Source organism: Ruegeria sp. N10 (assembly GCF_056531545.1).
This window is the reverse complement of sequence record NZ_JBQFLY010000004.1, coordinates 293,385-314,783: the sequence shown is the minus strand read 5'-3', so window position 1 is coordinate 314,783 and position 21,399 is coordinate 293,385. Positions and strand designations below refer to the sequence as shown.

Here is a 21,399-nt window from a genome sequence, read left to right as displayed (position 1 = left end):
GCGCGAAGAAAGACTGAACGACTGATGTGAAAGCGCCCGGGGGGTCAGCCCCCCGGACCCCCCGAGATATTTTTAGCCAGATGAAGAGGATCCCCTCGATCTGGTGAGGAGATACAAGATGAGCAAGATGGCGGATTATGACGGCCCGATCCTTGAGATCGACAAGCTGTCGATTTCCTTCTTTACCCGCCTGCGGGAAATTCCGGCCGTGATGGATTTCTCTGTCAGTGTGCAACCCGGTGAAGCTGTTGGTCTGGTCGGTGAATCTGGTTGCGGTAAATCCACGGTGGCGCTGGGCGTCATGCAGGACCTTGGTAAAAACGGTCGCATCGTTGGCGGTACGATCAAGTTCAAGGGTCGTGATCTGGCGGAAATGAGTTCAGATGAATTGCGCGACATACGCGGCAATGAGATCGCGATGATCTATCAGGAGCCGATGGCCTCGCTGAACCCGGCGATGAAGATCGGCAAGCAGCTGATGGAAGTGCCCATGATTCACGAGGGCGTCAGCGCAGAAGAAGCGTATTCGCGCGCTCTGGAAGTTGTCACCGATGTGCGCCTGCCGGACCCCGAGCGAATGCTCAACTCGTTCCCGCACCAGCTGTCAGGCGGTCAACAGCAGCGCATCGTGATCGCGATGGCCTTGATGTCGAAACCGGCGCTGCTGATCCTTGACGAACCAACAACGGCACTTGACGTAACGGTTGAGGCTGCCGTGGTCGAGCTGGTGAAGGATCTGGGCAAGAAATACGGCACCTCGATGCTGTTCATTTCGCACAACCTCGGTCTGGTTCTGGAAACCTGTGACCGGCTTTGCGTGATGTATTCAGGTGAGGCGGTCGAGCGCGGCTCGATCAAGGATGTGTTTGATGAGATGCAGCATCCTTATACGCAGGCCCTGTTCCGGTCGATCCCGCTGCCGGGGGCCGACAAGAATTCGCGCCCGCTGGTGGCTATACCGGGGAACTTTCCTCTACCCCATGAGCGGCCCCCTGGTTGTAATTTCGGCCCGCGCTGCGACTATTTCGAAGAGGGTCGCTGTGACGCCAAGGACATACTGATGGAGGCGGTTCCCGGAAATGACCGGCACCATACCCGTTGCCTGAAATTCAAAGAGATCGACTGGAACGCACCGATCACGGTGGGTGAACAGAAAGAGAAAGGTGAGATCGGCAGGGTCGTTCTGAAGATGGACAACCTCAAAAAATACTATGAGGTTGCGGCAAACGCCCTGTTCGGCGGTGGCGAAAAGAAGGTTGTGAAAGCAAACGAAACGCTCAGCTTCGAGGCGCATGAATCCGAGACGTTGGCCATTGTGGGCGAATCCGGTTGCGGCAAATCCACGTTCGCCAAAGTTTTGATGGGTCTTGAGACGGCCACGGACGGGCAGATCCTTCTGGACAACCGCAATATCGAACAAGTGCCCATAGAAGAGCGTGACGCAAAGACCGTTGGTGAAGTTCAGATGGTGTTTCAGAACCCGTTCGACACGCTGAACCCGTCGATGACCGTCGGGCGCCAGATCATCCGGGCATTGGAGATTTTCGGTGTTGGTAATTCCGAGGCCGATCGCAAGAAGCGGATGCTGGAACTGCTGGATCTGGTGAAACTTCCGCGCGCCTTTGCAGACAGGATGCCGCGTCAGCTGTCAGGTGGCCAGAAGCAACGCGTTGGTATCGCGCGCGCCTTTGCTGGTGATGCGCGCATCGTGGTGGCCGACGAGCCCGTATCAGCGCTGGACGTTTCCGTGCAAGCTGCGGTGACCGACCTGTTGATGGAAATTCAGCGCGTGCACAAAACCACGTTGCTGTTCATCAGCCATGACCTTTCCATCGTGCGATACCTCAGCGACCGGGTAATGGTGATGTATCTGGGCCACGTGGTCGAGCTGGGCACAACTGACCAGGTTTTTGCACCCCCCTACCACCCTTATACCGAAGCGCTGCTGAGTGCTGTTCCCATCGCCGATACATCGGTCGAAAAGCAGCACATCGTACTGGAGGGTGATATCCCTTCGGCCATGAACCCGCCACCGGGATGCCCGTTCCAGACACGGTGTCGCTGGAAGTCCGAAGTGCCTGACGGTCGCTGTGAGTCGCATGTACCGCCAGTGCAGACATTGGCCGAGGGTCATCAGGTAAAGTGCCACTTGTCCGAAGAGGTGCTGGCACGGATGCAACCCGTGATCAAAGTCGCGGCTGAATAGGTTTGCGGATCTTTACTGGAAAGGGCCGGTCGTTGACCGGCCCTTTCTGTGAGCGCCGCGTGTCACGAGGAGACCGGCGACGCTTGTGAGTGGTGGTTCCCTACAAGACTCTCAGCCGGTCATGACGTTGTTGCCGAAATGCATGAACTCCTGATCCATGCCTGAAATCTCTCCGGCCTCCAGTTTCAGGCTGGCACTGTCAAGCATCTGATAGCTTTTCTGCCCCTTTACCCACTCGTCCGCAGATTGCAGCGTGGTCAGCGTGTAAGACGTGACTTCATTCAGGTAATGGGTTGGGATAATGATCTTGGGCTTTAGCTTGGCCACGATGTCATTACCCTGATCGAAACTCAGGATATGTTGCGACCCGTCTACCGGCAGGGTCAGAACATCGACCTGTCCGACGGCGTCCCAAAACTCCTGCGGTGGGTTATGGCGATTGTCACCCCAGATCAGCGTACGAATGCCGCCTGTTTCCACCAGATAGACCACCATATCCATATGACCCACATTGTTCGGTGGGCAGGCATCGACCCCAAACTCGGCCAGTGCATTGGTCCAGTTGTACCACCCCGGCGCCACGCAGGCATGCTTATCAGCAAAACCAGTGATCTTGATATCGGCGAACTCGAAATTGCCCACCATCCTGTCCAGAACCATGGTCGAGCTTGGGCGTTCGATCGCGTCGTGATCAAAATGCGCGTGGGTCGACAGGGTAATGTCTACCGGAATCTGGGGGAATTCATTGCGGAACCAAAGCCCCCACGCGCCCGACGGGTCATCACGCCAGGGGTCAAGCAGGACCGTTGCGCCGTTGGGCGAAGTGATCTTGATGGCGCAATGGCCATAATAATCGATACCGACAACTCCGGCACTGGCCTGACCCGTCGATCCCTGCAGGTCAATCACATGGTTATTGTTCCCTGGCTGCAACCAGGCTTGCGATTGCGCTTCGACCGGTTTCGCCCCCAGCACTGAAGCGGTCGCGCCAACACCGGCAGCACCTGCCGCCATGAAAAATGACCGCCGAGACAAACCCGGTGCCAGATGATCCCTGTCCCCTTTCAGGATGGTCGGCTTCAGATCCTTGCGATCCATATCTATGTACCTCTCTGTTGGACGTGCGCCTTTTTTCCGCACCTCATCCCAGAGGGTAACAAGCCAAAGCACATCGGCTCAGACCGAAAAAATGGGGGTGAAATATGGGGGCAATCCCCATATTCGGCATTCACGAAATCGAGAGCAAATGACTGCGCAGGTTTTGATCCCGTCCCTCAAGTCCTAGTTTTCGGCGAATGTTGTTGCGGTGAAAATCGATTGTCGACGTCTCTCGGGACAGGGCCTTGGCAATGTCCTTCGTGGTTTTCCCAAACATGACCATCTGTGCAATTTCCATTTCGGTCGGGGTCATTGCCGCGAAGGCATCCGTCAACTTGTCAGACAGCGAAGACGTGATCTCGTTCAGGTTCTTTTCGGCCAGCTCAAGATAGACAAATTGCGCCTCGTCGCCGGAAAGCTGCGCCCGAACCTTTTCAAGATACGGCAAAACTCTGCTACGAACCTGCTCGACGATTTCGTGATCCCGGTTCTTGCGGTCATCGTCGAGACTTGAGAGCAATACGCGCAACGCTGTGTTCGTCTCCTGCAACTCTCGGGTTCGATCCGAAACACGCGTTTCAAGCTGGGCAAGTGTTTCGTTCAGTTTCTCCTCCAACGCGCGTCTCAGATAAACCTCTTGCAACAAAGCCAAATCCGACTCGACCATGCGCGCGAACTGCGCCAGCCCCTCTCGGAACAACAAGGCCCGCCGGTTCTGTTTACGGTCCAGAACACAGATTGTGCCAAACACCGAGCCATCGGGCCATTTCAGCGGTAAGCCGATGTAAAAGGTCATTCCGTGTTCCAGGTCGTCGTTATCCGCCCAAACCGGATCACATTTGGCGTCCTCGACCACCAACTCTCCGTCACGCTCCAGAACACCCTGGCAATATAGCTTGGGGTTCAACTGGAAACTCAGACCGACCGGATATGGATTCTCGGGGTGATCGGATGTGATCAAAACCGCATGATCCGGCGCGTCGGTTTTCATGATCAGGCTTGCGGGCACGTCGGCCAGTTCTGCGACCAGATCAACAAGTTGCTGCCAGTTTGCCAGCGTTTCTTTGGGAATCTGCGGATGATCAGCAGGCATAAGGGGCCTCACCAGTTACTGGGCGACACCCTGTCAGGTTAGTTGCAGGCGTTACACTGAATCAAGAATACGACACTCTGCGGCGCAGCATCGGTTTCAGCCGCCCCAGATAACCTTCACGTAGTTCTGGGTTTCCTTGTACGGCGGGATACCACCATGCTTTTCAACCGCATCAGGTCCCGCGTTATAGGCCGCCAGCGCCAAAGGCCACGATTTGAACTTGCGGTACTGCCAGGACAGATATCTGGCACCGCCTTCGAGGTTCTGCTTGGGATCATGCGGGTTTACGCCCAAAAGCTCGGCCGTTTGTGGCATAAGCTGCGCCAATCCTAACGCACCTTTATGTGACTTCGCCTGAGGGTTCCATCCACTTTCCTGCTGCACGAGACGCAAAAACAGATCTTCAGGGATGTTGTGAAGGCGGGCAACACGCCGCGCGATTTCCAGATATTCTCCGCGATATTTTCCTGAATATCGTTTGCTGACCTGATCGCGCGTTGTTTTGGGTTTCAGCCGGGCCGAGTCGCGGTACTGGGTTGCCGCACGAGAATCCAGAACCTTCGCCTGTTTCAGGAAAATATCCTTGCGGCTTTTGCTGGACAATGTTTGTGCCTGCACCGGCGCAACGGCCAATACAAGGCAGGCAACGGAAAACCCAGCAACCCAAGAACGCATCTTTGCTTATCCTGCTCGATCAAAACCAGTGGGAGTATAGGTATTCCCGCAAAAAATGAAAGCTTGGTAAATAGTACAGTAAGACTCTTGTTCGACAGTGTTGTATCAACTGTTTTCAACCATGATGCAGGCCGTATAGGGTCTCACGAAACTCATTGCGCCAGATTCGGCGCATTTACGCAGAACAGAACGAGGATTTACATGGCGGGTTCAGTCAACAAGGTCATTCTGGTGGGAAATCTTGGCCGCGACCCCGAGGTCCGGTCGTTCCAGAACGGCGGCAAAGTGTGCAACCTGCGCATTGCCACCTCGGAGAACTGGAAAGACCGCAACACAGGTGAGCGGCGCGAACGGACAGAGTGGCATTCGGTTGCCATCTTCTCGGAACCGCTGGCCCGCATCGCCGAGCAATATCTGCGCAAGGGCAGCAAGGTTTATATCGAAGGCCAGCTGGAAACCCGCAAATGGCAGGATCAATCCGGTCAGGATCGGTATACGACCGAGGTTGTCCTGCGCCCCTATCGCGGGGAACTGACCCTGCTGGACGGTCGTGGTGAAGGCGGTGGCGGCAGCGGCGGCGGTTATGGTGGTGGCCAGGCCGGTGGCGGTTACGATGACCCCTATGGCGGTCCTTCCAGCTCTGCGGCACCAGCCTCGGGCGGAATCGACGATGACGAGATTCCGTTCTAACCAAAGCGGAGTAACAATATGACATGGTCCTTCTCTCTCGGCCGATTGCTCGGTTCCGAACTGAGGGTCCATGTCACCTTTTTTCTGCTGCTGGCTTGGGTTGGTTTTGCCGCATTCTCGGCCGGTGGCCTGCCAGCCGCGATTGAGAACCTTCTCTTTGTTCTGGCCCTGTTTGCCTGCGTTGTCGCGCATGAGTTCGGTCACGCTCTTATGGCGCGGCGCTATGGTATCAAAACCCCCGACATCACCCTTCTGCCCATCGGTGGCCTGGCCCGACTTGAGAGAATGCCGGAAAAACCGATGCAAGAGGTTCTGGTGGCGCTTGCGGGTCCGGCAGTGAATATCGCTATCTTCATAGGCCTTGCCGTGCTTGGTGCAGGGATGCCGCTTGAGACCCTCGCGCAATTGGAATCACCAAATGTGAAGATTTTGGACAAGCTGGCCTATATCAATCTGCTTTTGGCCATCTTCAACTTGATCCCGGCCTTCCCAATGGATGGAGGCCGCGTTTTTCGCGCCCTTCTGTGTTTGCGCATGAATCGCGTCAAAGCCACCCGAATTGCAGCGGTTGGTGGCCAGATTGTCGCTGTCGGGTTTGGATTTCTAGGGCTGAGCTCCGGCAATCCAATTCTGGTATTGATCGCCGTATTCGTGTTCTTTGCAGCGAATGCAGAAAGCCAGGATGTCGCTTTGCGATCCGCGGTCCGCCGTGTTCTGGCTCGTGACGCGATGATCACTGAATTTCATGCCCTGTCCCCCAGCGATACGCTAAGCACAGCTGCGCAAGCCGTCATTCACACCACACAGCACGAGTTTCCGGTACTGGACCCAAATCACACTTTGCTGGGCTTTGTGACACGCGATCGCCTGTTCACCGCTCTGGCAAGCGACCAGCCCAGAACTGCGCCCGCGACCTCGATCATGGATGCTGACGTTCCCACAGTCTTGCTGACAACCGGCCTTGAGGACGTACTGGAACACCTGCACAATGGTGCGCCGGCGATTGCAGTTCTGAGCCATGGCGGTCGTATGATCGGTTACATAACCCGCGAAAACATCGGCGAGCTGATGGTCATTCAGGGTCGTTAACCCCTGCGTCACACCGGGGCGAGAGCGTCCGACAGAACCGATAAGACCGCATCCTTCGGCACATCCGAGGTCACAAAAGCCTGACCAATTCCGCGGGCCAGGATAAACCGCAGCTGGCCGTCCACGACCTTTTTGTCCTGCCCCATCAGATCCACCAGTGACTCGGCACTTGGCAATTCGCCCGGAATATCAGCCAGATCCGTTTTCATACCCATTGCCCGCAGATGCGCGCGTACCCGGCTTGGGTCTTCTTGTGAACACAGCCCAAGGCGGGACGAAAGCTCGAACGCAAGTGCACAGCCGATGGCCACGCCCTCGCCATGCAAAAGACGGTCCGAATAACCAGTGGCAGCCTCCAAGGCATGACAGAAGGTGTGTCCCAGATTCAGCAGGGCGCGGTCGCCTTGTTCGGTTTCGTCCCGGGCCACGATATCGGCTTTCATCTGAACCGAGCGGGTTACCGCACGCACCCGCGCGGCCAAGTCGCCCGAGGACACGCTTTGCCCGTTCGCCTCAAGCCATTCAAAGAAATCAGCATCCCCAAGCAAGCCGTATTTCACCACCTCGCCATACCCTGAAAGAAAGTCCCTCTGGGTCATGGTCTGCAACACAGATGTATCGGCCAGAACCAGCGATGGCTGATGAAAAGCGCCGATCAGGTTCTTCCCCTGAGGGGCGTTGATCCCTGTTTTCCCTCCGACGGAGCTGTCGACCTGCGCCAGCAAAGACGTGGGGATTTGCACGAACCGAACACCTCGGCGCAGGACGGCTGCGGCAAAGCCGGCAAGATCACCAATTACGCCACCACCAAGGGCCACAACAACATCGCTGCGTTCAACCTTTTCAGCCAACAGCCACTCAACCGCGCGTTCGAAGTGAGGCCAGCTTTTGGTTGCCTCACCGGCGGGTAAGGCCAGCGCGGACATTTCGATTCCGGCGGCTTTCAGACCTACACGCAACGCGTCCAGATGCAGGTCAGCGACGTTCTCATCTGTCAGGACGGCCACCTTGGGGCGCGCCAATAGCGGTGCAATCCAATCGCCTGCGCGCGCCAGAAGATCCGGACCGATCTCAACGTCATACGACCGGTCTCCAAGTTCAACGTGTACTGTTTGGTGCATTATCTGATTTCCAAAACATCAGGGCGCGCCAATAAGGCGTCGACAACCCGGTCCACCATATTCTCGATCGAAGTTTCGCCATCCGAATCCACGATCAAATCTGCCTCCGCGTAAACCGGAACACGCGCCTCGTAGAGGGCTTTCAATGTCGCATAAGGATCAGCAGTGCGCAGCAGCGGGCGCGTGTCCTTGTGGCGAACTCGGCTCCACAAAACTTTCAGGTCTGCCCGCAGCCAGACAGACGCCCCGCGCAAGGTGATCATACGCCGGTTGTCGGGCTGAAGAAACGCCCCGCCACCCGTTGAAAGGATGCCTTTTTTCTCGTCCAGCAGACGGCTGATGACCTGTGTTTCCTTGGTGCGAAAAAACGGCTCCCCGTCCCGCTCAAAGATTTCGGGGATGGTCATGTTGGCGGCTGATTCGATTTCGGCATCACTATCCAGAAAGGGAACACCCAGACGCGCGGCCAAAGCGCGGCCCACGGCTGTCTTACCAGCCCCCATCATCCCCACCAGAACCACGGTTTTGTGCAGAGCAAATCGGGTCTGCGCGTCCGCTGAGTGCGTGTTATGCTTAATTTCGCTCATTTCACCGTGAATGACGTGATCTTGGGAAAAATGCCAGTTATAACTTGGTCAAAACCAAAAATTGAGGCAGCGTGACGCCATGAGCCGTCTGATCAAATTCCTGATATATGTTCTGTGCCTAGTATTCATCGGGCTGGTTGCCTATGCCTATGTCGGTCCATTCTTTGGCGTGGATTTCTCTGCGCCTCAAAGTGAAATTCGCGAGCCGGTTGTACTGGATGTCAACTAAGCAACTGCTTTTGGCAATCACACTGGCCGGGTCAGCACATGCGCAGGAACCCTTGTCCGCCATCGAATGGCTGACAGACCCGCCGGAAAACCTGCCGGGAACCGTTCTGCTGGAACCACCGGTCACGCAAGATGGCACTTTGCCAGGAATTGAGGTGACTTCGCTTGAAGCGCTGTCGCACCCGCTGGGCCTTGTTTCGTCCTCTGTCACTGGCCTGCCCGTCGACCTTTGGCAAGGCAGCGATGCGGATCGCTTGGCCGAACTGATCGCCGACGTCCACGTGCGTGACAACCCGGCGATGCAGCGATTGTTGTTCACGTTACTCTTGTCTGAAACACGCGCGCCGTCAGGGCCTCTGGCCGAAGAAACCCTTTTACTGGCGCGGCTGGATCGGTTGATGCAACTGGGTGCCGCTGATCCGGCGCAATCGCTTGTTCAACTGGCCGGACCTACTGACACGCAAGACCGTTTCAAGCGCTGGTTCGATGCGACGCTCTTGACCGGGGATGAGGATCGCAGTTGTACCGCCCTTATTGCCGAACCGCATCTTTCGCGGAACTATGCGGCTCAGATCTTCTGCAAGGCCCGCCGCGGGGATTGGGCTTCAGCCGCGCTGACCCTTGAGGCAGCGCATGCGCTTGAAATCCTTCCACCCGAGGATCTGGCAGTTCTGGACCGTTTCCTCAGCCCGGAACTGTATGAAGGCGCAGCTTACCTGCCGCAGCCTGAGAACCCTGATCCCCTGACGTTCCGTTTGTTTGAGGCAATTGGCGAACGACTTCCCTCCGCTCCGCTGCCACGGGCGTTTGCCAATGCGGATCTGCGCGATGTCGCAGGTTGGAAGGCACAGATCGAAGCAGCGGAACGGCTTACCCGCATTGGCGCATTAACCCCCAATCAGCTGCTGGGCCTTTATACTGAGCGTGACCCGGCGGCCTCAGGTGCTGTCTGGGATCGGGTGGCCGCCGTTCAGCGTTTTGAAAGCGCGTTAGACACCGGGAACGCGGAAGCGATCGGAAAGACCTTGCAGCCGGTCTGGCAACAGATGCGCGGTTTCGGGCTTGAGGTTCCGTTTGCCGAACTGTTTGCCGAGCGCTTGTCGACTGTCACATTACCGGTTGCTGCCACCGAAAACCTGCGCTGGCGTATTCTGATGCTGTCCGGGCTTTACGAACAGGCCGCCTTGTCAACACCTGACACATCGAACGAAACCCGGTTTCTTGCCGCTTTGGCACAAGGCGATCCCGGGCGCGCGGTGTCCCCGTCCCCTTTGGCTGATGCCGTCGCTCAGGGGTTCGAATGGGCAGCGCCTGTGCCAGGCGACATTGATGCGTTGCTGACCAACGGTCAGTTGGGCGAAGCCATAATTGAAGCCATGCAATTGTTTGCACATGGCGCGCGGGGCAATCTGGTGGACCTGACAGCGGCAATTGCAACATTTCGGCGCGTTGGGCTGGAAGACACCGCGCGACGTGCGGCCCTGTCCCTTTTGATCCTGCAAAAACGTTGATCATGGGCTCTCCGGCATCAGATGCACTGTGGATTTCAACGTTCTTGCAGGCGCAGGCGGCAGAGCTTGGCGCTGCGACCAATACGCTGCTGGCTTATGGGCGCGATCTGAAAGATTTTGCCGAATGGCTGGACCGCAAGAAATCCGGATTTGATCAGGCAGATCGCGACCTGATCGAAGCCTACCTGATCGACTGCGATGCACAGGGCTTGTCACGTTCGACCCGCGCGCGGCGTTTGTCTGCAATAAAGCAGCTGTACCGGTTTGCCTTCGAGGAAGGCTGGCGCGCAGCCAATCCTGCCATTCAGATCAAAGGTCCCGGCCGGCAGAAACGGCTGCCCAAGACGCTGGATGTGCCCGAAGTTGATCGTTTATTGGAGGCCGCCCGAAAAACCGGGAGAACCGAAGCTGACAGGCTAAGAAACACCTGCCTGATGGAGGTTTTGTACGCCACCGGAATGCGGGTGACTGAACTTGTCTCCCTGCCAGTCTCCTCGGCCCGTGGCGATCCCCGGATGCTGCTGGTGCTGGGCAAAGGGGGGAAGGAGCGAATGGTCCCCCTGTCGCCCCCGGCCCGGGATGCGCTGGCCGCGTGGCTGACCGCGCGGGACGAGGCCGAGGATTTGGCCGTGGAAAATGGCGCTCAACGCTCGCGATTTCTGTTCCCATCACGCGGTAAGTCCGGTCATCTGACACGGCACAGGTTCTTTTTGCTGGTGAAAGAGCTGGCTGTACGCGGCGGTGTTTCTTCTGAAAAAGTCACACCACACACGCTGCGCCATGCATTCGCTACGCATCTGCTGGCCAATGGTGCTGATCTGAGATCGATCCAGACGTTATTGGGTCATGCAGACGTGGCGACGACCGAAATCTATACGCATGTTCTGGATGAACGTCTGGCGGAACTGGTGTTGCAACATCACCCGCTGAGCAAAGACCGCAATGAGGACAAAGGCTAAGACCTTGATCCAGCGGAGCGACGTCCCCATAACGGATGCAGTACACTAACCTATCAAGGACCAATGGAACCCTTACCTTCTATGATCGACGGCGCATTCTGGTTTACGACCGGCGCTATCCTGTTTCTGCTTATCCTGTCCGGATTTTTCTCGGGCTCGGAAACGGCGCTGACCGCCTCATCAAGGGGGAAACTGCGCGCTCAGGCCGACAAGGGATCGCGCGGGGCTAAAAAGGCGCTGGAAATCACCGACGACAACGAACGTCTGATCGGGTCGGTTCTGCTGGGCAACAACCTCGTCAACATTCTGGCTGCGTCACTGGCGACGGCGTTGTTCACACGTCTTTTTGGCGAAAGCGGCGTGGCATTGGCGACACTGGTCATGACCTTTTTGGTGCTGATCTTTGCCGAAGTTCTGCCCAAGACATACGCCATCACCAATTCCGAAAAGGCCGCTGCGGCTGTTGCGCCGATCATCAGCGTGGTCGTGACGGTGTTTTCGCCTGTCGTCGCAGCCGTACGATTGCTGGTGCGTGGCGTATTGCGCTTGTTCGGAGTTCAGATCGATCCTGACAGCAACATTCTGGCCGTGCGCGAAGAAATCGCAGGCGCCCTGCAACTGGGCCATTCAGAAGGTGTTGTTGAAAAAGAAGATCGCGACCGCATCCTCGGCGCGCTGGATCTGGGCGACCGCACGGTGGAAGAGATCATGCTCCACCGTTCCAACATCGAGATGATCGATGCGAACGCCCCACCCGAAGCTATCCTGAGGCAATGCCTTGAAAGCCCTCACACTCGTCTGCCTGTTTTCAGGGACGAGCAGGAGAACATTGTTGGCGTTGTTCACGCCAAGGATTTGTTCCGCGCGATGTATGCGCAGGCTGGCAGCAGTGACGGCGGCACCGACCGTCTGGCCAGCTTTGACATCGGCAAAGTCGCGAATGCCCCTTATTTCGTTCCAGAGACCACAACTCTGGATGACCAGATGCGCGAGTTTCTGCGAATGCACGCTCATTTTGCGCTGGTCGTAGACGAATATGGCTCATTGCGTGGCCTGATCACGCTTGAGGATATTCTCGAAGAAATTGTGGGCGAAATCGCCGATGAATTCGATATCGCCGAAGAGGTGCCGGTCGTGCGGACGGATGATGGCCAATTCCTTGTCGAAGGCGCGATGACCATTCGTGACGCCAATCGTGCGCTGGACTGGTCGCTACCGGATGAAGAGGCCAACACTCTTGCTGGTCTGGTCATCCACGAAGCCCAGATGATCCCGGTTGTTGGGCAAGTATTTTCGTTCCATGGCTTCCGGTTCGAGGTAACAGCACGCGAAGGCAATCGTATCACAGCCCTGAAAGTGCGGCCCTTATAGGGTTTGGACGCAAGACAAAAACGACGCGCTCTGTCGCTCGTATGACAGAATGCTTTTTCGTTGATCTGCACCGTCCTACCAGAAAAGGAGGAGCGGATGAAAAACACATGCCAGGTGGCCGTCATTGGTGGCGGCGTTGTCGGATGTTCGGTTCTTTATCACCTGACCAAGCTTGGGTGGTCGGACGTCATGTTGCTGGAACGGTCCGAACTGACCAGCGGCTCGACCTGGCATGCAGCAGGCGGGTTTCACACCCTCAACGGCGACACCAACATGGCGGCGCTACAGGGCTACACGATCAGGCTGTATAAAGAACTGGAACAGATCACCGGCATGTCCTGTGGCCTGCACCACGTGGGCGGTGTGACACTGGCCGACAATCAGGACCGGTTTGATATGCTGCTGGCCGAACGCGCCAAGCATCGGTTCATGGCGCTTGAGACAGAAATCGTCGGCCCGGAAGAAATCAAAAAGATCGCGCCCATTACGAACATCGACGGAATTATCGGCGCTCTTTACGATCCGCTGGATGGTCATTTGGACCCGTCAGGCACCACCCATGCCTATGCCAAGGCCGCGCGAATGGGCGGTGCTACGATTGAAACCCATTGCATGGTGCGTGAAACCAACCAGCGCCACGATGGAAGCTGGGATGTCGTCACCGACAAAGGCACAATCCATGCCGAACACATTGTTAATGCGGGCGGGCTTTGGGCACGCGAAGTTGGTGCCATGGCGGGTGTCTATTTTCCCCTGCACCCGATGGAGCATCAATACCTTGTCACAGACGCGATCCCCCAGATCGAAGCGATCATTGATGCGGGTGGCGAGCATCCGCATGTCATGGATCCGGCGGGTGAAAGCTATTTAAGGCAGGAAGGGCGTGGTCTGTGCATCGGGTTCTATGAACAACCCTGCAAGCCTTGGGCAGTAGACGGCACCCCGTGGGATTTCGGGCACGAGTTGCTGCCCGATGACTATGACAAGATCACCGACAGTATCGAATTCGCCTATCGCCGCTTTCCCGTGCTGGCTGAGGCCGGGATAAAATCGGTGATCCATGGGCCGTTTACCTTTGCCCCTGATGGAAACCCGCTGGTCGGTCCTGTACCTGGAATGCGCAACTACTGGTCGGCCTGCGGTGTTATGGCAGGGTTCAGCCAGGGTGGCGGCGTTGGCCTTACGCTGGCGCAGTGGATGATCGAAGGCGAGCCAGAGCGCGATGTGTTTGCCATGGATGTTGCCCGCTTCGGCGACTGGATCAGCCCAGGTTATACCCGCCCCAAAGTCATCGAGAATTATCAGAAACGCTTCAGCGTTGCCTATCCGAACGAAGAACTGCCCGCCGCACGCCCCAACCGCACAACACCAATGTATGACATCTTCAGCGATCTTGGCGCGGTTTGGGGGCAGCAATACGGCCTTGAAGTGCCAAACTATTTTGCGCAGGAAGACGAGCCGGGACTTGAAACGCCATCCTTCCGCCGCTCGAACGCGTTCGAGGCGACGGGGCGCGAAGTGCGGGCGGTGCGTGAAGCTGTAGGTATCAACGAAGTCCACAATTTCGGCAAATACCGCATCACCGGACCCAATGCTCGGAACTGGCTGGACCAGATCATGGCTGGTCGCATTCCGAAACCCGGTCGGCTGTCTTTGACCCCGATGCTGTCGCACAAGGGCAAGCTAATCGGCGATTTCACGGTTTCCTGCCTGAGTGACACTGAATTCCAGCTTACGGCGTCCTATGGCAGTCAGGCCTTCCACATGCGGTGGTTCCAACAAAACGCTCAGGACGGTGTAACAATTAAAAACATCAGCGACCGGTTGAACGGTTTCCAGATTGCCGGCCCAAAGGCAACGCAGGTTCTGGCGACCTGCACCCGAGACGACCTGACGGATTTCAACTTCCTGAACGTGCGACGGATGACTGTCGGCATGACCGACTGTATCGTTCAGCGTGTCAGCTATACGGGCGATCTTGGTTATGAAATCTATTGCGACCCCTTAGCGCAGCGTCAGCTTTGGTGGACACTGTGGGAGGCCGGACAACCCCACGGAATTGTTCCGTTCGGAATGCGCGCAATGATGAGCCTGCGGCTGGACAAGTTTTTTGGCTCATGGATGCGAGAGTATTCGCCGGATTACACCGCCGCTGAAACGGGATTGGATCGGTTCATTGCGTTCCGCAAAAACACCCGTTTCATCGGCCGCGATACAGCGGAATTAGAACGGGCCAACGGAACCATCCGCCAGTTGGCAGCCTTCGAGGTTGAAACAGACGATGCGGACGTCAACGCCTATGAACCGATCTGGCTGGATGGTTCGGTTGTTGGGTTCTGTACCTCCGGCGGCTACTCTCATTTTGCGCAGAAATCCGTCGCCATGGGCTTTCTGCCGTCCGGGCGCATAGAAGATGGTCTGGAGGTTGAAATCGAGATTCTGGGGCAGATGCGCAAAGCGAAGGTTATCTCGACACCTTTGTTTGACCCAGATGGCACACGCATGAGGGGATGACAGCACACATGACTGACAGCAGTGTGGCGCAATGACCGAAATCCCCATCATCCTGCTTGCCGCCGGTCATTCCAGCCGTATGGGCGGGCTGGACAAGCTTATGCAGCAAATCGATGGCATTCCACTGCTGACCCGTACGGCGACCCTAGCGCGTGGCGTGGCACCTGTCCTTGTCGCCCTGCCACCGCGCCCGCATCCAAGATACGATGCTCTTGCAGGAATGGACGTACAGACCGTTCCCGTACCGGACGCGGCCGAGGGAATGAATGCCAGTTTGCGCACCGCCATAAAACACCTTCCTGTTGATGCACCCGCGGTCATGGTTTTGCTGGCCGACTTACCCGACCTGACCCAGACCGATCTGAGAACGATCTTGAAAGCACGCCAGTTGCATCCCGACAATGTAATCTGGCGCGGAACAACCACAGATGGAAAGCCCGGGCACCCGGTGATCTTCGATCGGACGCTTTTCAGTAAGCTTTCGGCATTACACGGCGATCACGGCGCGCAGACGGTGGTCCGGTCACAACAAGGTGGCGTATTCCTGCAACCCCTGCCCGGTCAAAACGCGGTTTTGGATCTGGATACGCCGGAAGATTGGGCAGCTTGGTGCAAGAAACGCACCGTTTAAATAAACACGGCCCGGTCGATATCGACCGGGCCGGTGCCCAATACAGGACTACCACTTTCCACAATTCCAAAAGTTTGACCAATAGGTCTTAAAGACACTCTGGTTCCCTAGCCGCTAAACCTAAACAAGACCCCCTCGTTAACACGCCGCTAAAACTTCCGGTAACTGAGTTAGCCGCCAGCGCCCCCTAGCGCTTTTGGCTTCCCCTCACTTGGGCAATTTCATCCTCACTTATCCGATCCTTAGAAACAACGTAAAATTGGAAGAATAGGTTAATTTCGCGTGCCTCGATTTGGCTTTTAGGCAACATAGCACCAAGGCTTGCTCAACCTATAGGCGATCCAAGTCCGGTGCACGTATCATCGATTCGGGATTAAGCGCAAACTTATGCACCCATTCAGCTGCCTATCGGCAAAGTTACAGCGTCAAGCCCGAAGTTTCCCGGACTCGCCCACAACCATTGGAAGAGCAGCATTTTTCCCCACTGTTCAGTGAAAGCATTGTCAACAAAACAATGAAAATTCAACTTTTTTGAAAGTTTGACGTCTGTTTTGGCAACAATCCTCCGATTCGCCTTCGACCTCCTCGGTTAAATCAGCGAATCCTGATCAACGTCCTTCACCACAAAACACCCGCTTTGTGGCAAAATTAAGATTTATTAATTGATCAGTCAGGAAACCCCAATCCTGACAGTGCATCTCATGTCTCAACGCGCAACGGAAATTGCGTGATCAAACCAGGAGACAGAAATGAGCATCCGAAAATCTTCGCTTTTACTTCCCCGCACATCCAACTGGATGGGGGTCAGCGCATTGGGCGCAGCCATGCTGGCCACAACCGCTATACCTTCGATGGCGGATGAAGCGCTTGCCGATCTTGTCGAAACCGTTTCCCCTTCGGTTGTAACCATCATTGCCGAGCAAAAGACCGCCCCAAGCCCCACACAGGGTCAGAATTTTGACTTTGACGGTCACCCGTTTGGGGAATTCTTCAAACGATTTGGTGGGCCTGAAGGGTTCAACATGCCTCAACGCGGTCCGGCACAAGGGCTCGGGTCAGGGTTTGTACTGGATGAAGCCGGTTATATCGTCACCAATCACCATGTGGTGGACAATGCCGCGACTGTAACCGTTCGCCTAAGTGATGACCGGACATTTGAGGCCGAGGTGGTTGGCACCGACCCGCTGACAGACATTGCAGTCTTGAAGATCGATGCAGTCCCGGGCCTGCAAGCCGTCGAACTGGGTGACAGCGATGCAATCCGTGTTGGCGAAGATGTCGTAGCGATCGGCAACCCGTTTGGTTTGAGCTCCACGGTCACTACCGGCATTGTATCGGCTAAAGGTCGCAATATCTCGGACGGGCCATATGCCGAGTTCATTCAAACGGACGCAGCTATCAACAAGGGCAACTCTGGTGGCCCGCTTTTCAACATGGACGGCGAAGTGATTGGTGTAAACTCGGCCATTTATTCCCCCAGTGGCGGATCTGTCGGGCTGGGATTTGCCGTAACCTCGAACATCGTTGAACATATTGCAGCCGATCTACAGGATGACGGGCAGGTCAGCCGTGGGTGGCTGGGTGTTTCGATCCAGAATATCAGCCCGCAGCTTGCGGCGGCGCTGGGTATTGATGCCTCCTCGGGTGCACTGGTGGCAGATGTTGTCGCCGACAGCCCTGCAGATGGCGTCCTGGAACAAGGCGATGTTATCCTGTCTTTCAATGGCGAAGCCGTAGACTCCAGTGGTGACCTGCCTATTCTGGTGGGCACAACCAAGGTCGGCACCGCCAGTAATTTGACCATTCTGCGCGATGGCAAACAGGAAACGGTCACTTTGACCGTTGGCCAGCATCAGGCAGCGGCGGCTCAGTCCGACACCCCTGTCGAATCTGATGCAGCAGGCACGTCGCTTGGTGTCACAGTGGCCCCGCTGACCGAAACGGTGCGGGCTGAAGCGGGTATTGCTAAAACCGTCGAAGGTGTGGTCGTCACAGACTTGCAACCGGACAGCCCTGCGGCCCGGGCGGGTCTGCAACGCGGTGACGTGATCGTCAAACTGGGCAACCAGGACACGTTCACACCCGAAGCGCTGAAGGCCGCACTGGACAGCGAAAAAACAGACCCGGCACTGGTATTGATCAATCGGGCCGGCAGCCAGATTTTCGTTGCTGTCGAACTGGTCTGACTAACACCATGCGCGCGCCGCTTGATGGGGAGATCCGGCGCGTGCCTCACCCGGCGGACCTGAGTTGTCCGCTGTCCGTCGGGCTTGCCGGGTGCGTGCCCAGCACCCGGCAAGATCGTCAGCAAACCATATGCTTTGTTTGAATTTTGTGTTTAAATCCTTAGGGAAAGGAACCACATCATGAGCCGCCGTCTGTTGATCGTCGAAGATGACGCTGACACCAGGGATTTCATTGCCAAAGGGTTTGGCGAAGAAGGCTATGTGGTCGAAACGGCTGCTGATGGCCGCGAGGGATTGTACCACGCTACGGACGGCGGTTTTGACGCCATTGTGTTGGACAGGATGCTTCCCGGTCTGGACGGTCTGTCCCTGATCAAATCCCTGCGTGCAGCAGGGCTGAAAACACCGGTGTTGATGTTGACGGCCATGAGCGCAGTGGACGAGCGCGTCAAAGGATTGCGATCAGGCGCCGACGATTATCTGGTCAAGCCCTTTTCGTTTCAGGAACTTCATGCGCGGATCGAAGCCTTGTTGCGGCGTCCGCAGGAATCCGAGGAAACGCCGACGCTGACCTGCAAGGATCTTGAAATGGATCTACTGACCCGCAAGGTTACGCGGGACGGCCATGAGATTACGCTGACACCTCGTGAATTCCAGATCCTTGAGTTCTTTCTACGCCGCAAGAACCGTGTCGTGTCGCGTACCATGCTGCTTGAAGGCGTCTGGGATTATCATTTCGACCCGAACACCAACGTTGTGGATGTTCATATTTCAAAGCTGCGCCGCCAGTTGGATGAAGGTGGAGACATACCTTTGATTGAAACAGTTCGCGGTGCGGGTTACATGATGTCCGATGGATAACCTTCGGCTTTCCCTTAATAATTCAAGAACAAGACTTGTCGCCACCAGCATGGTGCTAAGCACGTTCCTGACCGCGTCTGTGCTGGCATTGGTCTATGTGACAGCCAACCGGAGCATCGAATCCGAGACCCGATCGGTCGTGTCCGCCGAACTGACCGGGCTTGCCGATGAATATGAACGGCGCGGGCTGATCGGGCTGATTACAGCGATCGAGCGTCGTCTTCCAAGCGCGTCCGATCGAGACGCGCTGTATCTGCTGGCGGATCGGCAGGGCGTCAAGCTTGTGGGTAACCTGAAAACCTGGCCGGTCAATGTGACCGCCGGAAGCGGTTGGGTCGACCTCGAGTTGCGCAGGGCTGACAATGACCAACTGGTGCCCATCTCGGCCGCTTCGATCCGATTGCCCGGTGGTGAACGCCTTTTGGTGGGACGGGATGCGGCGGCCCGTCAACAATTCGACCGTGTATTGTTCCGATCTCTGGCACTGGCGCTAGGAATAGCATTTGTTCTGAGCGTGATCACTGGCTGGCTGTTCACACGTCTGGTGTTTTCACGCCTGTCAGACATCGCAAGCACAGCCGAAAACATCGTTTCCGGCGATCTTTCCAAGAGGATGCCCCTGCGCGGAACCGGGGACGAGTTCGATCAGGTCTCTGGCACGTTGAACAACATGCTCGACAGGATCGAAGAGCTGGTGAGCAATCTGCGCACCACGTCGAACTCTATCGCACATGATTTGCGCTCTCCTTTGTCCCGCCTTCGCCAAAGGGTCGAATCCCTTTCCGAGCCCGGCAAAAGCGATCTGGACCGCGAAATCGACATTGCGCGGGCTACGGGAGAAATCGACCATGTTTTGCGGGTCTTGGGGCAGCTTACCGAAATTTCGCGGGCCGAGGCCGGTCTAGGGCGCGAGCAATTCGAAGACATTGACTTGCAGCAACTGGTTGGAGATGTCGTGGAACTGTATGACCCGGTGGCCGCAGATCAGGACATCCGCCTTGAGGTTACAGGCTCTGCCCCCTCAATTCAGGGGCACCGGCCCCTACTCTCGCAGGCTCTTTCTAATTTGCTGGAAAACGCGATGCGTTATGCACCGGCAGATACCGCAATCACGATCTCTATCGGTACCAAGGACGGATTTGCCCAATTGCGGGTTCGGGACCGTGGTCCGGGTGTTCCGCCCGGAGAGTTGGATCGCCTTCAACTTCCCTTCGTCACACTTGATCCGGCGCGGACGGAACGCAATGCGGGATTGGGGCTCGCGCTGGTTGCCGCGATTTCACATATGCATGGCGGGACATTCGCAGCCCGAAACTGCGACCCAGGTTTGGAAACTACGATCAATCTGGCAATTCAGAGTTAATCCGGCAGTCCGTTTATCGCCAATACCTTGTTTTTGTACCGTTTATCCCCTGTAACTTCCGCACCGAACCAACCCGGCGGGACATAGGCATTTGCGTCTTCACTGGTATGGAACTCAACCTCAACCAAACGCAGGGGTTCCAGACCGCCTGAAAAAACATCCAGCTCGAACTGGTGGCCGTCTGGCATTAGATCCGTGTAACGCACCTTCTCGACCCGGCGACCTTGGGTTTCCGGCCAGAAGGTTTCAAACTGGTCTCGGGTTATCTCTGCCTCACGCTCAACACGTACAAGATCACCGCCGCCTTTTAAGGTCAGGAAAAACACATTGTTCTTTTGCCGAAGGCGCAATTCGGTCGAGTCCTCCGGCGCGGTGAGGTACCCCTGACGCACCTCTGCTTTTTCTGCGCGGCTCAGGTTCGGCAACCTTGCCACCAGAAACTTGCGTTCAATTTCTTTGCTCATCAGGGTGCCCCCGCTCTTTCTTCCAGCTCATCAAACAGCGCCCGATATGCCGCACCAGCAGCGCTACGACCTGCGTAAGTACAGACAGGGCCCCGATATTGCCCCATCTTTTCGACATCCGCAGCGAAAGGCACAACCGCGTGTAAAATGCGCTTGGGATGCTGGGCGCGCATTGAAACCATCGTTTCCCGATGCAACAACTTCCGGTTCTGCACCATCGAAAAGAACGCCCGCAGCTTCTTCTTACGCAGCCCGTGTTTGTCGAAAAAGCCAACCAGCTGATCGAATGACCGCTCGGACAGGGTTGTGGGAATGATCGGAACAACGATTTCATCAGCGGCCCGAAAGATATTCTCGGACAAGGTGGAAAAATTGGGCGGACAATCCAGAAGAACCAGATCATAATCACTGCCAGCCGCCGACAATGCCCTTTTCAGACGCGATCGTTTGTTCCGCATGCGCGACAGGAAGATATCAAAGTCGCGGAAAGTCAGGTTTGCGGGCAGAACGTCCAACCCGTCAAAATCACTTGCCCGGATGGCTTTGGTAAACCGCTCCACATCCTCAAAAAATCGGGCATCCGTCAGTTTTTTTGACGGCTTCACCCGAAAATAGAACCCGGACGCCCCCTGAGGATCGAGATCGCATAGCAAAACTTTTTGGCCAGCCTGCGCATAGGCATAGGCCAGGTTCACCGAAGTAGCGGTTTTTCCGACACCGCCCTTATTGCTGTAACAGGCAATGATCTTCAT

The 21,399-nt window shown here is 56.4% G+C and carries 19 protein-coding genes; 12 read left to right on the top strand and 7 right to left on the bottom strand.

What is annotated here, in order from left to right; genetic code table 11:
* Positions 1-118 precede the first annotated feature (118 nt).
* Positions 119-2,206 (top strand): dipeptide ABC transporter ATP-binding protein, encoded by a 2,088-nt coding sequence (locus ACR0JI_RS08860; protein WP_480472418.1) that lies wholly within the window; start codon positions 119-121, stop codon positions 2,204-2,206.
* A gap of 111 nt (positions 2,207-2,317) precedes the next feature.
* On the opposite strand, the gene ACR0JI_RS08855 is transcribed toward ACR0JI_RS08860, so the two are convergent.
* The 3 genes from ACR0JI_RS08855 to ACR0JI_RS08845 all read right to left on the bottom strand — a co-directional run bounded on the left by ACR0JI_RS08855 (position 2,318) and on the right by ACR0JI_RS08845 (position 5,072).
* The gene (locus ACR0JI_RS08855; protein ID WP_480472416.1) at positions 2,318-3,304 is read right to left on the bottom strand and encodes an MBL fold metallo-hydrolase; all 987 of its coding nucleotides are present in this window, start codon (positions 3,302-3,304) and stop codon (positions 2,318-2,320) included.
* A gap of 130 nt (positions 3,305-3,434) precedes the next feature.
* On the bottom strand, positions 3,435-4,397 hold the full coding sequence (locus ACR0JI_RS08850; protein WP_267363905.1) for a LuxR C-terminal-related transcriptional regulator: 963 nt from the start codon (positions 4,395-4,397) through the stop codon (positions 3,435-3,437).
* A 96-nt stretch (positions 4,398-4,493) separates the two neighbouring features.
* Positions 4,494-5,072, bottom strand: coding sequence for a lytic transglycosylase domain-containing protein (locus tag ACR0JI_RS08845; protein WP_267363904.1), 579 nt, complete (start codon positions 5,070-5,072; stop codon positions 4,494-4,496).
* A 201-nt stretch (positions 5,073-5,273) separates the two neighbouring features.
* On the opposite strand from ACR0JI_RS08845, the gene ssb reads away from it, so the two are divergent.
* Together ssb and ACR0JI_RS08835 are read left to right on the top strand one after the other, a co-directional pair.
* The gene (gene ssb / locus ACR0JI_RS08840) at positions 5,274-5,762 is read left to right on the top strand and encodes a single-stranded DNA-binding protein (RefSeq protein WP_480472412.1); all 489 of its coding nucleotides are present in this window, start codon (positions 5,274-5,276) and stop codon (positions 5,760-5,762) included.
* Positions 5,763-5,780: 18 nt separating this feature from the next.
* Entirely contained in the window at positions 5,781-6,851 is a 1,071-nt protein-coding gene (locus tag ACR0JI_RS08835; RefSeq protein WP_480493330.1) for a site-2 protease family protein, read from the top strand.
* Between the two features lie 8 nt (positions 6,852-6,859).
* On the opposite strand, the gene aroB is transcribed toward ACR0JI_RS08835, so the two are convergent.
* Positions 6,860-7,972: a 3-dehydroquinate synthase gene (aroB, locus tag ACR0JI_RS08830; protein WP_480493331.1), complete on the bottom strand. Its 1,113-nt coding sequence runs from the start codon at positions 7,970-7,972 to the stop codon at positions 6,860-6,862.
* On the bottom strand, positions 7,972-8,559 hold the full coding sequence (locus tag ACR0JI_RS08825; RefSeq protein WP_480493332.1) for a shikimate kinase: 588 nt from the start codon (positions 8,557-8,559) through the stop codon (positions 7,972-7,974). Before ACR0JI_RS08825 ends, aroB begins: the two co-directional genes overlap by 1 nt.
* Before the next feature lie 79 nt (positions 8,560-8,638).
* Between ACR0JI_RS08825 and ACR0JI_RS08820 the strand changes: the two genes are divergently transcribed.
* From ACR0JI_RS08820 to ACR0JI_RS08780, 9 genes are all read left to right on the top strand, one after another.
* Positions 8,639-8,788 carry a hypothetical protein gene (locus ACR0JI_RS08820; RefSeq protein ID WP_480472404.1) on the top strand — a complete coding sequence of 50 codons (150 nt, stop codon included), beginning with the start codon at positions 8,639-8,641 and terminating at the stop codon, positions 8,786-8,788.
* The gene (locus ACR0JI_RS08815; protein ID WP_480493334.1) at positions 8,778-10,298 is read left to right on the top strand and encodes a hypothetical protein; all 1,521 of its coding nucleotides are present in this window, start codon (positions 8,778-8,780) and stop codon (positions 10,296-10,298) included. Before ACR0JI_RS08820 ends, ACR0JI_RS08815 begins: the two co-directional genes overlap by 11 nt.
* Before the next feature lie 2 nt (positions 10,299-10,300).
* Positions 10,301-11,257: a site-specific tyrosine recombinase XerD gene (locus ACR0JI_RS08810; RefSeq protein WP_480493336.1), complete on the top strand. Its 957-nt coding sequence runs from the start codon at positions 10,301-10,303 to the stop codon at positions 11,255-11,257.
* 63 nt (positions 11,258-11,320) lie between these two features.
* Positions 11,321-12,628 carry an HlyC/CorC family transporter gene (locus ACR0JI_RS08805; RefSeq protein WP_480493337.1) on the top strand — a complete coding sequence of 436 codons (1,308 nt, stop codon included), beginning with the start codon at positions 11,321-11,323 and terminating at the stop codon, positions 12,626-12,628.
* 96 nt (positions 12,629-12,724) lie between these two features.
* Positions 12,725-15,142: a GcvT family protein gene (locus tag ACR0JI_RS08800; RefSeq protein WP_480472397.1), complete on the top strand. Its 2,418-nt coding sequence runs from the start codon at positions 12,725-12,727 to the stop codon at positions 15,140-15,142.
* Between the two features lie 31 nt (positions 15,143-15,173).
* Positions 15,174-15,773, top strand: coding sequence for a nucleotidyltransferase family protein (locus tag ACR0JI_RS08795; protein WP_480472395.1), 600 nt, complete (start codon positions 15,174-15,176; stop codon positions 15,771-15,773).
* Positions 15,774-16,522: 749 nt separating this feature from the next.
* The gene (locus ACR0JI_RS08790) at positions 16,523-17,959 is read left to right on the top strand and encodes a DegQ family serine endoprotease (protein ID WP_480472393.1); all 1,437 of its coding nucleotides are present in this window, start codon (positions 16,523-16,525) and stop codon (positions 17,957-17,959) included.
* Positions 17,960-18,139: 180 nt separating this feature from the next.
* A complete protein-coding gene (locus tag ACR0JI_RS08785) occupies positions 18,140-18,820 on the top strand; it encodes a response regulator transcription factor (RefSeq protein ID WP_209504130.1) in 681 nt (226 codons plus the stop codon).
* Positions 18,813-20,183 carry a sensor histidine kinase gene (locus ACR0JI_RS08780; RefSeq protein WP_480493338.1) on the top strand — a complete coding sequence of 457 codons (1,371 nt, stop codon included), beginning with the start codon at positions 18,813-18,815 and terminating at the stop codon, positions 20,181-20,183. Before ACR0JI_RS08785 ends, ACR0JI_RS08780 begins: the two co-directional genes overlap by 8 nt.
* On the opposite strand, the gene ACR0JI_RS08775 is transcribed toward ACR0JI_RS08780, so the two are convergent.
* Together ACR0JI_RS08775 and ACR0JI_RS08770 are read right to left on the bottom strand one after the other, a co-directional pair.
* Positions 20,180-20,647, bottom strand: a complete 468-nt coding sequence (locus ACR0JI_RS08775; RefSeq protein ID WP_480493339.1) for a CYTH domain-containing protein — start codon at positions 20,645-20,647, stop codon at positions 20,180-20,182. The two genes, ACR0JI_RS08780 and ACR0JI_RS08775, sit on opposite strands and share 4 nt — an antisense overlap.
* Positions 20,647-21,399, bottom strand: a complete 753-nt coding sequence (locus ACR0JI_RS08770; RefSeq protein WP_480472387.1) for a ParA family protein — start codon at positions 21,397-21,399, stop codon at positions 20,647-20,649. The genes ACR0JI_RS08775 and ACR0JI_RS08770 overlap by 1 nt, the downstream gene beginning before the upstream one ends.